The sequence below is a fragment of the Paenibacillus sp. 203 genome, from assembly GCF_037027525.1.
Taxonomy (GTDB): Bacteria; Bacillota; Bacilli; order Paenibacillales; family Paenibacillaceae; genus Paenibacillus; species Paenibacillus polymyxa_B.
The window spans coordinates 217,870-229,659 of the sequence record NZ_JAXCHD010000007.1; the positions used below are offsets into that span (position 1 = coordinate 217,870).

At 46.6% G+C, this 11,790-nt stretch carries 14 protein-coding genes and 1 pseudogene; 6 read left to right on the forward strand and 9 right to left on the reverse strand.

Annotated elements, in window-relative coordinates; all coding sequences use genetic code 11:
* Positions 1–25 precede the first annotated feature (25 nt).
* The 6 genes and pseudogenes from WA407_RS17870 to WA407_RS17890 all read right to left on the reverse strand — a co-directional run bounded on the left by WA407_RS17870 (position 26) and on the right by WA407_RS17890 (position 4,473).
* Positions 26–364 carry a DUF4870 domain-containing protein gene (locus tag WA407_RS17870; protein WP_165178889.1) on the reverse strand — a complete coding sequence of 113 codons (339 nt, stop codon included), beginning with the start codon at positions 362–364 and terminating at the stop codon, positions 26–28.
* A 115-nt stretch (positions 365–479) separates the two neighbouring features.
* Positions 480–579: pseudogene (locus tag WA407_RS26770) on the reverse strand (YggS family pyridoxal phosphate-dependent enzyme); the annotation flags it as partial.
* Between the two features lie 110 nt (positions 580–689).
* Complete coding sequence (locus tag WA407_RS17875; protein WP_336077933.1) at positions 690–1,373, reverse strand: MOSC domain-containing protein; 684 nt, start codon at positions 1,371–1,373, stop codon at positions 690–692.
* Positions 1,374–1,927: 554 nt separating this feature from the next.
* The gene (locus tag WA407_RS17880) at positions 1,928–2,209 is read right to left on the reverse strand and encodes a hypothetical protein (RefSeq protein WP_061831084.1); all 282 of its coding nucleotides are present in this window, start codon (positions 2,207–2,209) and stop codon (positions 1,928–1,930) included.
* Positions 2,210–2,239: 30 nt separating this feature from the next.
* Complete coding sequence (locus WA407_RS17885; protein ID WP_336077934.1) at positions 2,240–3,391, reverse strand: MGDG synthase family glycosyltransferase; 1,152 nt, start codon at positions 3,389–3,391, stop codon at positions 2,240–2,242.
* 44 nt (positions 3,392–3,435) lie between these two features.
* Positions 3,436–4,473 (reverse strand): serine hydrolase domain-containing protein, encoded by a 1,038-nt coding sequence (locus WA407_RS17890; protein WP_336077935.1) that lies wholly within the window; start codon positions 4,471–4,473, stop codon positions 3,436–3,438.
* A gap of 364 nt (positions 4,474–4,837) precedes the next feature.
* Between WA407_RS17890 and WA407_RS17895 the strand changes: the two genes are divergently transcribed.
* Positions 4,838–5,026: a hypothetical protein gene (locus tag WA407_RS17895; protein ID WP_007428354.1), complete on the forward strand. Its 189-nt coding sequence runs from the start codon at positions 4,838–4,840 to the stop codon at positions 5,024–5,026.
* A 105-nt stretch (positions 5,027–5,131) separates the two neighbouring features.
* Positions 5,132–5,914 (forward strand): type I methionyl aminopeptidase, encoded by a 783-nt coding sequence (map, locus tag WA407_RS17900; RefSeq protein ID WP_238808152.1) that lies wholly within the window; start codon positions 5,132–5,134, stop codon positions 5,912–5,914.
* 66 nt (positions 5,915–5,980) lie between these two features.
* Here the strand turns inward: map and WA407_RS17905 are convergent, their stop codons facing one another.
* Positions 5,981–7,267, reverse strand: a complete 1,287-nt coding sequence (locus tag WA407_RS17905) for a hypothetical protein (protein ID WP_250259516.1) — start codon at positions 7,265–7,267, stop codon at positions 5,981–5,983.
* Positions 7,268–7,412: 145 nt separating this feature from the next.
* Between WA407_RS17905 and WA407_RS17910 the strand changes: the two genes are divergently transcribed.
* The gene (locus WA407_RS17910) at positions 7,413–7,925 is read left to right on the forward strand and encodes a GNAT family N-acetyltransferase (RefSeq protein ID WP_336077936.1); all 513 of its coding nucleotides are present in this window, start codon (positions 7,413–7,415) and stop codon (positions 7,923–7,925) included.
* On the opposite strand, the gene WA407_RS17915 is transcribed toward WA407_RS17910, so the two are convergent.
* Positions 7,914–9,173 (reverse strand): DUF438 domain-containing protein, encoded by a 1,260-nt coding sequence (locus WA407_RS17915; protein WP_235307133.1) that lies wholly within the window; start codon positions 9,171–9,173, stop codon positions 7,914–7,916. The genes WA407_RS17910 and WA407_RS17915 overlap by 12 nt on opposite strands.
* A gap of 14 nt (positions 9,174–9,187) precedes the next feature.
* The gene (locus WA407_RS17920; RefSeq protein ID WP_061831090.1) at positions 9,188–9,415 is read right to left on the reverse strand and encodes a DUF1858 domain-containing protein; all 228 of its coding nucleotides are present in this window, start codon (positions 9,413–9,415) and stop codon (positions 9,188–9,190) included.
* A 235-nt stretch (positions 9,416–9,650) separates the two neighbouring features.
* Here WA407_RS17920 and WA407_RS17925 point away from each other — a divergent pair, with 235 nt between their 5' ends.
* From WA407_RS17925 to WA407_RS17935, 3 genes are read left to right on the forward strand one after another with little or no spacing between them, the layout of a single operon-like run.
* Entirely contained in the window at positions 9,651–10,370 is a 720-nt protein-coding gene (locus tag WA407_RS17925; protein ID WP_336077987.1) for a hypothetical protein, read from the forward strand.
* Positions 10,371–10,411: 41 nt separating this feature from the next.
* Positions 10,412–10,813, forward strand: a complete 402-nt coding sequence (locus WA407_RS17930) for a GntR family transcriptional regulator (protein WP_013308618.1) — start codon at positions 10,412–10,414, stop codon at positions 10,811–10,813.
* Between the two features lie 41 nt (positions 10,814–10,854).
* Positions 10,855–11,790: an ATP-binding cassette domain-containing protein gene (locus WA407_RS17935; protein WP_235308318.1), complete on the forward strand. Its 936-nt coding sequence runs from the start codon at positions 10,855–10,857 to the stop codon at positions 11,788–11,790.

Consider the following 11,790-nt stretch of genomic DNA (forward strand, 5'->3'; position numbering starts at 1 on the left):
TAAGGACCAAGGTTTTTTGTTGTTTTCACAACTGCCGGGCTTGATGAAGAGCCAGATCGCCTACCCAGGGAAGCTTGAGCCACTTGCCTTGGCCCGCACGAATTAACAAGATAATCCACAAGGCAAGGCTTGCCAGCGTTAACAGGGAAGCGAGGAAAGGACCGAGTAGCGGAATGAATCCGACCAGCACATGTCCGATCATGAGGGCTACAAAAAGAAGTATGGATTGCAGTGCGTGAAATAATACGAATCGGCTTTTCTTTTCCAGCATGACAAAGGCCAGCGCGCCAATAAAGGCGAACAAATAGCACAGGACAGCTGCTATATTTTCATCCAATCCTGTGGAAGACTTATAGACTGACATGTCAGGCATATCCTCCTTTATAAAAGATTCAAGCTAAGTCTCCGTACTATACAAGCTATGAGGGCAGGATTGAAGGATATGCCCGATCTCGGTAAAAAAATTGGCTCTACACAAAGGATAAGCGGTCAAGCAAATGGATATACTCGAATTTGGCGATAACCTTTTTTTACTTTATTGGTTTGCAAATGACCGATAAAGTGCCACGTTCCGTGGTTGAAAGGTCTCCCATTTGGACTGCGCTTCTGTCGCATCGCCCACAAGCTTCGCAGATTCGATGTTCGACTGCAGCCAGACGAGCTTGCAAATTCATTGAACCACTTCCACCTTACGAATTGCCTGATAGTCTTTCCCGAGAATCCGTTTCGGTTCCCGCCAAACGTTTTAGAAACGTATTTCTCCAGTTTAAGGACAATTCTTCCACTTCGAGAATTTGTTTAATACCCTCGATATGAGCCTTCTCTTGATGCATAATTCGATTGGCAAATGAAACCGTAATTGCTTTCGGATGGCGATGAAGGAGGGATAGTCCGTCGGCTTTAGAGGCAACTCCCTCTTCCAGAACGCGGAAGTAGAATCCCGTGTAGCCTGTTTGCTGTACCTTCAAGGGCATGTCCGGTACGCCGTACTTGATGGACAACTTGTAGCAAGGCTGTCTCGGCTGGCTAACTTGAACGATAGCTTTGCCAAGCTTAAAGACGTCTCCAATGCAAACGTCGGATTCTAGCAAACCCTTTATCGTTAAATTTTCCCCGAACGCGCCGTAATCGAGCGGTCTCCGCAATTCATTTTCCCAGAACGGATAGTGCTCGTAGGGATAGACGCATACAGCTTTCTCTTTACCCCCGTGATGAACTAGATCGCCCTGCCCATCCCCTTCGAAGTTTAGATAAGATAAATACAAATATTCATCTGTGGCCGACTTGAATATCCCCGTAGAAACGTCCTTCTGATTAAACTGGATCTGCTTGGGCATGCCGACATTAAGTGAAAGGATTTTAATAGATGCCATTCGGATCACCCCTACTCCAAATTTTGGTCAACGAGTTTTGCTAGATGCTTCTATATACCGCGTTCCTGCATATGTTCGCCCGCCTGAAGCGAGAATTTCTATGATGACTACGCCTTTTTACATTTCGGTAATTCCTCTTTTGACTCTGTTCGTCCCCGTTTCCATTTTACACTCCTCTATGCGCTATTTGCGAATTTTCGATTAGTCTTCGTTAATGGGATAGAGTCCTTTTTGGGCAACTCATCGTTCTGGGAGCGATGTTCTCGTTCGAACATACCCGATCTCGGTAAAAAAAGAATTAGAGAATGTGTATAAAAATACGAAAAAGGCTGAACGAAAAGGATTCGCTCAGCCATTCACACGGTTATGCACAGGTTTTGCACATCTTGTACGCACTTTATCCACCGCACATTACTATTTATCCACAAAAACAGCATGCTTTATGCACAATTTGTGCACAAACTGTAGACAATATAACGATATCTCACACTTTGCACACAGATTGTCCACAAACTATCAACATATTGGTAGTAACTGTGGATATACTTCCGTAATTATCGGTCGCCAGTTTTTAAATGGCGGCGCGGATGTGTGATTTTCCCCATTTTATTCTTGTCATCCTTTTTGGGGATAAGTCGTTCATCAGTACGTCCTTCATGATGATTATCAAAGGCGTATTCGGTCATTTTCCACTCGGAAGTACCCAAAACAACATCAGAGGGAAAATGCTGACCTCTGTGCAAATGCTGTTCATGTCCATCCTCATCAATATAAACACCATCCACTTCTACCTTTTCACCCGAAAGCGGGAGCAAATCCTTTCCTTCGCGTTCCATTGGTATCCCCTCCGTCTGGCTTATTCTTCGTTAATTTGTCCGTACGGAAGGTCTTTTATCCACAAGCTGATGCAAAATATCCTCGGCAATCTGGTCTGCGGGATGAGGCTTGCGAAGCAACTCAATCGCCTGCGTCATCTCTTCGGCAAGAGAGGGGATGGAAATCAGGTCGAGACAATGCTGAATCAGCTCCTCCGTAGTGCGCGCAATACGGGCAGCTCCTTTTTGCTGCAAATACAGAGCATTATTTAGCTCCTGACCGGGCACGGGCTTGAACACAAGAATAGGCAAACCGGATGCAATGCTTTCCGAGAGTGTAATGCCGCCGGGCTTTGTAATCACCAGATTGCTCGCACGCATAAGTGCTGGAACAAAGTCCACGAATCCATAGGTGTAAATGTCTGGGTGGTCTGCATATAGCGCATCCAATTCTGCTTTCAGTTGCTGGTTACGTCCGCAGACGATGAGTAGCCGCAACTGAGGAAGCTGGCTTAATTGCCGACAGATATCCAGTATGCCGGATAGCACGCCATAGGCGCCAGCCATTATGAGTAGTGTAGTAGTCTCAGCCTGTTGCGATGGAATTACCTGTTCCTGAACAGGAATTTCGTTAGCAGACATGTTATAAAAAGAAGCGTGAATCGGAATCCCCGTAGCGATAATGCGATCGATGGGTATTCCCCGCTGGGCGGCTTCCTGCTGGATATCCTCAGTGGCTACATAGTAGCGGTCAATATCAGGATGTAGCCAGCGCCCATGCAGATCGAAATCTGTAACCACGTTGACAATAGGCAAATTCATTCCCATTTTGCGGCGTAACGCCGGGAGCGCGAGCTGCGGGAACGTATGTATCACGAGATCCGGCAACTCCTTTTTCAGTGTGAGCGTAAGTTGACGCATTCCGAATGAATGCAATACATGGCCGAAGGCGGATTTTGCCTGCATACCGCGCGTAATATTATAGACCCAGCCGTAAAGCTGAGGAATGGTTTTGAAGCTTTGCATATATACAAATTTGGTCAGACCGTTCAACCAGGGATGAGATTCAGCCATCAGGTCGAGAAGTTGTACCTCGCAGCGTCCGAGTCTTCGCAAACTGTCCATAATCGCCCGAGCGGCCTGCACATGGCCTTCCCCGTAACTGGCGTACAATATTAGAATTTTTGGTGCTGAGACTTCCATGATTGTTTAGCCTCCTATATTCAATAAGCACATTAAAGCTCATTTCAGGAACGTTCCAAGTTGAGGGAGGATACGGCTGGCAAAACGTAGCGCTCCAGCAGTGTTCGCGGATTTTTCCAACGGCTCACCTTGCTATCTGCTGTAAATACTGCGACTGCATTCGCTTCTGGCACAAGATAAATTTGCTGTCCTCCATGTCCGTGCGCACACGCATAGTTGATGCCATGGAGTCGTCCTGTCCACCATTGGAATCCGTAATCTCCGAATTCTGGATACCCTTCAACCTGTCGCTGTGTCGCCTGATGCAGCCAATCGGCCGGAATCAATTCTGTTCCGTTCCAGCTGCCTTGATGAAGGCAGCAATCGCCGAATTTAGCCATGTCACGCGATGTCAGATATAGCCCGATGTGTCCCATGGTGTAGCCCTCTGGATCTTGTGCCCAACCACTTCTCCCGAAACCTAAGGGTTCGAACAGATACTGGAGAGCGTACGTATAGGCGTCAATCCCACAACAATGGGTCAGCAGCACGGACAACAGGTGCGAATCAACACTACGATATTGGAATACACCGAGTTGATCCTCCTGTACAGGTAAGCGCAGGGCAAAGGACGGCCAGCTTTTGCTGCGATGAAAACGGTGGATAAAAGCTTCTCCGAGCTTTTTACCCGTCTGCCAATACAAGCCGGATGTCATGGTCAACAGATGGCGAATCGTAATCTGCTCTAGCAGTGTTTCCTTCCGCCTAGGTAAATACTCAGGCAACAGCTTATGCACAGCCGTCTCTGGCCCGGGCATATCACCGCGAGCCATAGCTATGCCGATGAGCGTGGAAGTGAAGCTTTTGGTCGCGGATCGCAAATCGTTCAGAGAGCTTACTTCATGCCCGTTATAATAGCGTTCCCAGATCAGTTTGCCGTGGCGTAGTAGCAGGAAGCTGTGCATTTTAGGAAACTTGGCTTGGATTTCACGGTCTGCCTGATCAAGTAGGGAGACATTGACGCCCTCCTCTTCACAAGTTCCTATGTTCAGGGCAGACATACGGGCAACAGGTGCAGTGAACAGCGGAGCAAAGCGGCTCATCCTTTTCCCTCCTTGTTATGTTTATTTATTTTACCCCAAACACATACACTCCAAAAACCGATAAATAAGGTATACCCCCTGTGCAACAGCTGATTGAGACCCCAAATGACATGATGCGTAAAAGATAGGTAAAATCAATGTAAATTTACTGGAAAGCTGAAAGCTGTATCTGAATATGTTATAATGGGGTAGTGATTCAGCCAAAAGAAATTCGGTTAATAATAGTGTCAGGTACATGCCTTGTATAAGGTGTTCCCGACCTAAGCTGCAATTAGACATACTACTTCACTGCATAAGGACATCAATACTTTTCGGCATTCTCTTCAACGGAGCACTTATTTTCAACGTTTTGGGAGGGAGTTACATGGCAACGAAAGGTCACAATGAAGTTAAGGAAAGTCTGCGGGAAATGACTCGAATTTTCCGGCCTAAGGATCCCAAAAAATTTGTAAAGGAATATGTGCGAAAATACCGGATTACAGGAGGGTATGAGGAAGAGTTGACCATGGTGGTGGAAAACGAACTCGGTCGCATAAATTCTTCAGTATCTTAAAGGGTTCGATTACCCGAAAAACTAGAAATACGACTTTTATAAACCGTCTATCCACAGAGGAGACGGTTTTTTTGTGTCCGCCTTGCATACAATGGGATAGGTTTAGTGAATTTGTATGCTCAAAGGAGGCGGATTCCAATAGAGATAGCAATACGAACACCGGAGGAAATCGGCTACATGAGGGAGGCCGGACGTATTTTGGCAGATTGCCATCGTACGCTGGAAAGTCGTATTCTTCCGGGAATCACAACGCTTGAAATCGATGCTTGGGTGGAGCAGTTTTTAAGCAAGCGCGGAGCTACGCCTGAACAAAAGGGCTATAAAGGTTTCCCTTATGCCACCTGCGCTTCGGTCAACGAGGTGGTATGTCACGGTTTTCCCTCGGAGCGGGTGCTTCATGATGGGGATATTGTGACCATCGACATTGTGGTTAACAAGGACGGTTGGCTGGCTGACCGAGGATGGACCTATGCGGTAGGTAACATTAGCCGCCCGGTAGCACGACTGTTGCGGCAGACCCATAAGGCACTGATGCGCGGGATCGAGGTTGCCCGCCCGGGGAGGACGTTGGGGGATATCGGGCATGCTGTGGAAAAAGTGGCAGGCTGGCGGCGGTTCGGCAACGTCAAGCCTCTGATCGGGCATGGCATTGGCCGCCAAATGCATGAGCCGCCAGAGGTTCTGCACTATGGTCGTCCCAAAACGGGATTACCGCTGCGCGAAGGGATGGTGATTACCATTGAGCCGGTATTTACCCTCGGAACCGAGGGGGCCGTGCTCTGGGGGGACGATGGCTGGACCATCAGCACAGCAGACGGCAGTTGGGGAGCTCAATACGAGCACACGATTGCGATTACAAAGAACGGTCCTTATATTTTGACCTCGTAAAAGAGAGTTGTGCCATAGGGAGTCAATGTGCGGGTCGTTAGCATAAGGCTCTCTAGGTAAGTTTTTTTAGGATGACACATTCATTGTGGTTGTAGAGATTTTACGATAAAGCAACAGATAAATTCCCAGCTCGACAGGCGAGGAAACAGCCATCACAATTCCCGCCACTTTGCCGTCCAGTCCTGGAAAAAAGCAGATACACAGAATAAGCGCGAGAATCGCAAAGCTCACAGAAAACAGCCTACCGATAAAGATAGGTTTAGTATTACCGATTAATATCGACCGTCCTATAAAATATTCTACCCAAGGATAAAATGCAACATAGACAGCCAGTATGCGAAGCAGTCCTCTGGTTTCTAGCAACAGTTCTCCTTCCAATCCCAATACATTCCGTAACACAGGATCACCAGCAAATCCGAAGGAGAGTAACAGGAGTAGCATTGGCGACAGGATAGACAAAAAGCTTAAAAATATCAGCACTTCCCTGCGCTTGGTCGTATAAAATTGAATCACAATTTGATGCAAAGAGCTGCAAAACCAGACAAATAGATTCAGGATTTGCAGTGCTACAGAAAAGGATGCCACGGCCAACAGTGGATCAGTTGTATTGTTCAGCGCTGCTTGGATGGAAGGATTCAGGATAACCAGCACCAGCGCCGAATATAGCAAAGGAAGGTAAAAAGGTAGGAGATGCTTCGCGTGATGGATGGTTTGCTCCCCGTTGTCAGGAGGCAGCTTTCTTTTGAGAACCCGGCCTTCTAAAAAAGTAACGACCAGCTCTATGAGAATACCTGCAATAAAAATGGCGGCACCGACTCGTCCGTCATTCGTCCAGCCAGCACGGATCAAAAACCAGGAAGCAATTAGCATGACGATAATACGTATGGACGAGCTGAATGTCATCCATGCCGTTCGGTGCTTGTTAATAATAAGTCCCTGATATATGTTACGGACAGCTACCAATATGTATAGTAAAGTAAGAACCTGAAATACGTTCTTGGTGGGTTCGATCAATACGGGGGACACGCCAAATACATATTGAAAGACCAGATTGCCTACGGGCGTCAACCCGATGCTCCAGCCGATGATCAATACAGCCACAGCCACGAACGTACATAAAATACCGATAGAATGAACGGACTTGCGATCATAACCAAATTTCGTGGTCATTTGCCGTACAGCGGTTAACGGAGTTTCCAACAGTAGGCACAAGCTGACAGCGACCGCATAGCTGCTTAATGTAAACGAAGGATGTTCCGAACGAGCAAGCACGGCATTGACGATGACATGCGTTAGTGCAGCAATTAATGACGAAATGCCAAGCGGCACATAAAATGAAACAATTTTATTCAAGTCGAATCCCCCAGTAAACGAATAGTGTAGTGAACGGGTTATCCTATCCAACTTCACTAAACAATGAATATCCTTATTATAGATCAAGATTTGGATCGTCGATATAATAGAGTGCATAATATTGGAAACTAGGAGTGGAACTTACATGAACATCAGGGAAGCAACGATATCAGATGCCGAGGGCATCGCCAAGGTGCACGTAGATTGCTGGAAGACGACCTACAAAGATATAATGCCTGCCCAGGTTCTGGAACAGCTTTCCTATGAGCAAAGAACAGAACTGTGGAATGCGAATCTATCCAGTGAAGACGGTCATCGGGTATATGTTGCTGAAAATGAGAAGGGGGAAATCATCGGATTGGTGAGTGGGGGTCCAGAAAAGTCAGGTGAATACCCCCCGTATGGGGGAGAAATAACGGCTATTTACGTTTTGAGTGAATACCATAGTTTAGGCTTGGGGAAGAGACTATTTTTACGTCTGCTTCAACATTTTAATAGTATGGATATTCACTCTGTAATCGTATGGGTGCTAGCAGATAATCCAGCATGTACTTTTTATGAAAGGCTGGGGGCCAAACTTATAGTAGAACAACATATTATAAATATGAGTGGCAAAAACCTGAACATGGTGGCTTACGGTTGGATACTATTCGGATAGAATACGCTTTTGTCCTTCCAAAGCACGAATCGGTGCGATATTTTGCGTGAATTCCAACGTTCCCAGATAGCGGCCCTCTGCATCACGGATGGCAAAATAACGGATGTAGACAAATTTGTCCTTGATTGGAATCCAAAAATCTTCAACATCCTTGCGACCTGCCTTAAAATCTTCCAGCAGCTTCTCAACGACATGCACGCTTTGGGGTGGGTGGCAATTCTGTACGGTACGACCAATGACGGCTTTCGTGCGCGCGAAGATTCGTTCCTTACCATGGGAAAAATAGCGAACAACATCATTTTCATCAATAAAAGTCAGGTCAACGGGTAGATGATTCAACAGCAGTTCCAATTGTTGTACAGATATAATCCCCGTCTCGAATCGCACGAAGCCCTGCGGTGTTCCAGATGTGCCTTCCGTTTGCTCAAGGGCTTCTGCCGGTTCCTCTGCCCGTTCAGGTATCCATTCACGTTCGGGAGCGGTCAAGCAGAACCCGATTTCTTCGCTTTCCCGGGCTATTTTCAGCCACTCATCCTCTGTCAGCTTACTGAGTGCCATCGGTAGCAAAATATTTTCTTCCTTGAATATCATTTCATTCACTTCGCTCATGATATGGGCAAGTGCCTTCCCAATCTGTTCACGATCTCCGTTATATTCGGTGAGCAGACTCTTTGCCTCCTTAATCGCGGCACGAATGCTGTCGTCCACACCCCACATAACTTTGGTTGGGCCAAAAATTCCATAGCGTTCTAGATAAGGAAAGACCAGATTTTCTTTGCGGCTATAGTGCTTGTCGAGATCAAGCAGCAGACTTAAATCTTCCAGTAACTTGTAGATGATTTTGGGGCTGTCGTCCTTTTGAAATTGGTCCGCGTGCAATGACAACTTGAAGTTGACCAATTGTTCGATCTCCCGATTTTCCAGCTTGAAGGTATGAACAGGATGTCCCGGTTGTTCCTCTGGTCCTGAAGGACGGTGAATATCCTCAATGGAACCCTTGAATATCGATGTATGCACGGAACAAAGACGCTGCACTTCCGATACGGGAATCCCCTCCTCGGTCATCAATGCATGCTCCATAGCTGAAATTTCCGCTACGCTTACTCCGCCAACAGCCTCTGCGAAACGCGCTTTGACTTCCTCCACGCTTTTCCCGGCATGTAATTCTTTTATAATTTCCTTTAGCGTTTGTTGGCGTTCCGTTAATTCCTGTGCTGTATGTTCACGGTTGTTAATTAACTCGCTCATGATCGTTAGCTCCTTTATTTTTGAATGGTAAAACCATGTTGCAAAAACGTGCGTTCCACGGTTTCCATAGCTACTTTTTTCATTGCAATACCTTTGGACAGTGTCATAAAACGGCCTGCGGTCTGTAACATGCCAGGCTTGGCGATATCGTGAAAACCCAGCTCTACCATAATGTCCTTCACTTCGGGGTAACGGTTAACAAGGTTAAATATCGGCTCATCCCAGTGCAGTATCTTATCCATTTGGTCATCCCCTTGATTGAGAACGTTTATCATTTACAGAGTAGCATAGGTTCTGACGAGCTTTTGTGATTGTACGCACAATTTACATTCAGGTGTTGACAGTTGTAATTCATGGTTTATATACTGTGTATAAAGATATATACAGTAATAACACTGATTACTGTAATAATAACTTCGTATGAAGAGAAAACGAGGTCGTCATTACAGGCAGTGCAGAAGGGATCAGGATATGAAAATGACAATCATCAAGCAGGCATGGAAGATTAACCGGCACGATTTTCGCAACAATCCATATGTCATGCTGTGGACATTGCTGTTTATTGCGTATTTGGGATTAACTATGAGTTTTGCTGTAAGTGTGCAATGGGGTGAACTTGGAAACTTGAGTCCAGTAGCCGATTTTATCATGCTGGTGTTGATTCCGTTTCTCGGATTCATTTATAACCGCCGTGCTTTTAAATATCTTCAGGAAGATTCCTATACGCATATGCTAGCCTTTTTCCGCACCTTGCCTATACCGATGAATGCGGTGATTATGAGTCGAATTCAACAGGCGCTTTTGGCGTTTGTTGTGAACAGTGTAATATTTTTCACTCTATTGTTTACGTTGTCAGCTACGTTTCGGGTATATGCCAGTACAGGTTTCTTTGTATCGTTTGCACTTACCTGGATAGGCTACGGCATGCTGATTCAAGCCATTTATATTCATTTGGAATTTCTTAAAAGAGGAAAATCCTACTTTTGGCTATCCATTGTCATCATGCTCATTTGTGGGATAGTTACGATTATAGTTCGAGTATGTGGAGCCAATCTGGTATCGTTAACGGCATTTTATAGCAAGGAATGGCAGCTGTTGTCTCCGGTGATGTGGGGAGCGCTGCTGGCAGGAGTTCTGGGTATGTGGGTGTCCTATAAGGTGACACAGCGTAGGCTTATGAAACGGGACTTAACTTAGGGGTATGTGTACAAAGATAGATAAAAAGGGGGGAGAAGCAGGTGAATATACCAGTGCAAATTGATGAGAATAGCGCGGAACCGCTGTATGCACAAATTGAAAAGCAACTTCGTTCACTCATCGTAACCGGACAGATTGCAGCGGGAACGCTGCTTCCCTCCATTCGGGAGTTTGCAGGGACGCTCCGCTGCAGCGTCATCACCGTCCGGCGGGTCTATCAGGATTTGGAGAACGAGGGCTTGCTTCGTACCCGGCAGGGGACGGGCACCTTCGTAGCTCTGGTTGAGGACGATAAGCGCTCAGGTTACCGCCTTAAAGCAGTGACCGAGGCGTTGGAAACCGCGATTGACACAGGCATTGCTGTGCAGATGACAGAACAGGAATTGTTAGTGCTTTTCGCAGAAATGGTGAAGAGAAGGTATGAAGTCCAAGTGAAGGAGTGATGCCCGTGAAGAACGAAGTAAATCATCATGTGGAAGTTCCTATGGGGATACAGATAAAAACACCCATTATTGAGATGAGCCAAGTCTATAAAACCCGAGGTAACCGGGAAATTGGACCGATTAATCTAACCATTGAACCGGGATATGTAGTCGCTTTGGCTGGACATAACGGATCGGGCAAAAGTACATTGATTCATCTGCTGACTCAGCTTATCCACCCGGATTCCGGTGAAATCCGTTGGTTCGGTCAAGCGTATCCAGACGGCATGCCGGCAGATACACGACAATGGGTTGGGTATATGTCAGAGCAGCCAAGCCGTGAGGAAGATCAACTCACGGCAGAAGCCGCAGCGGCTTTTCGAGCCTTGTGGTATCCCGGCTGGGATGAAACACGTTTTCAGCGTCTGATGGAGCGATTTCAGGTTCCTCAGCATACGAAATTATCGCGCATGTCTAAGGGAGAGCGCCGCAAGTTTGAACTGGCTGCAGCCTTGGCACCTCACCCTCGTTTGTTGCTGCTGGATGAGCCTTCATCGGGTTTAGACCCTTTTGCCTGGAAAATCATGCTGGACGAACTGCGGGATTGTATGGAGAACGGCAAAACGACGGTCATTATTGCTACTCATATTATAGACGAGATCAAGCGTTTGGCGGATTATATTGTCCTGATGCATGATGGCAAGTTGCTCGGCAAGCTGGAAAAAGACCATTTGCTCGAAAATAGCAAAGAAATGTGGTTTGAAGGCACGCCAGAGGAGGCATCGGAGCTTCCGGGAGTGGTAGAGACGGAGAGCGAAGGCGGATTGCAGCGAATTGTAACGTTGGCAGCCGGAGAGACCAGCGCCATATTGGAACAAGCGGGCATTCGCCCTATCCGTGTGCGGCGTTTGGAGCTGGATGATATTTTAATACATTGGTCTGCTGGACAATTATCAGAAGATGCGGAGATATACACGCAGAAAAAAGGAGCGGAGTAA

What these genes read in the sequence shown, in the direction of transcription:
- WA407_RS17890 (WP_336077935.1), bottom strand. Translation starts at nt 4,473, where the DNA reads ATGAGCCGCTTTGCTCCGCTGTTCACTGCACCTGTTGCCCGTATGTCT.
- WA407_RS17925 (WP_336077987.1), top strand. Translation starts at nt 9,651, where the DNA reads ATGACAATCATCAAGCAGGCATGGAAGATTAACCGGCACGATTTTCGC.
- WA407_RS17920 (WP_061831090.1), bottom strand. Translation starts at nt 9,415, where the DNA reads ATGGATAAGATACTGCACTGGGATGAGCCGATATTTAACCTTGTTAAC.
- WA407_RS17895 (WP_007428354.1), top strand. Translation starts at nt 4,838, where the DNA reads ATGGCAACGAAAGGTCACAATGAAGTTAAGGAAAGTCTGCGGGAAATG.
- WA407_RS17935 (WP_235308318.1), top strand. Translation starts at nt 10,855, where the DNA reads ATGGGGATACAGATAAAAACACCCATTATTGAGATGAGCCAAGTCTAT.
- WA407_RS17880 (WP_061831084.1), bottom strand. Translation starts at nt 2,209, where the DNA reads ATGGAACGCGAAGGAAAGGATTTGCTCCCGCTTTCGGGTGAAAAGGTA.
- WA407_RS17915 (WP_235307133.1), bottom strand. Translation starts at nt 9,173, where the DNA reads ATGAGCGAGTTAATTAACAACCGTGAACATACAGCACAGGAATTAACG.
- WA407_RS17885 (WP_336077934.1), bottom strand. Translation starts at nt 3,391, where the DNA reads ATGGAAGTCTCAGCACCAAAAATTCTAATATTGTACGCCAGTTACGGG.
- WA407_RS17910 (WP_336077936.1), top strand. Translation starts at nt 7,413, where the DNA reads ATGAACATCAGGGAAGCAACGATATCAGATGCCGAGGGCATCGCCAAG.
- WA407_RS17875 (WP_336077933.1), bottom strand. Translation starts at nt 1,373, where the DNA reads ATGGCATCTATTAAAATCCTTTCACTTAATGTCGGCATGCCCAAGCAG.
- WA407_RS17870 (WP_165178889.1), bottom strand. Translation starts at nt 364, where the DNA reads ATGTCAGTCTATAAGTCTTCCACAGGATTGGATGAAAATATAGCAGCT.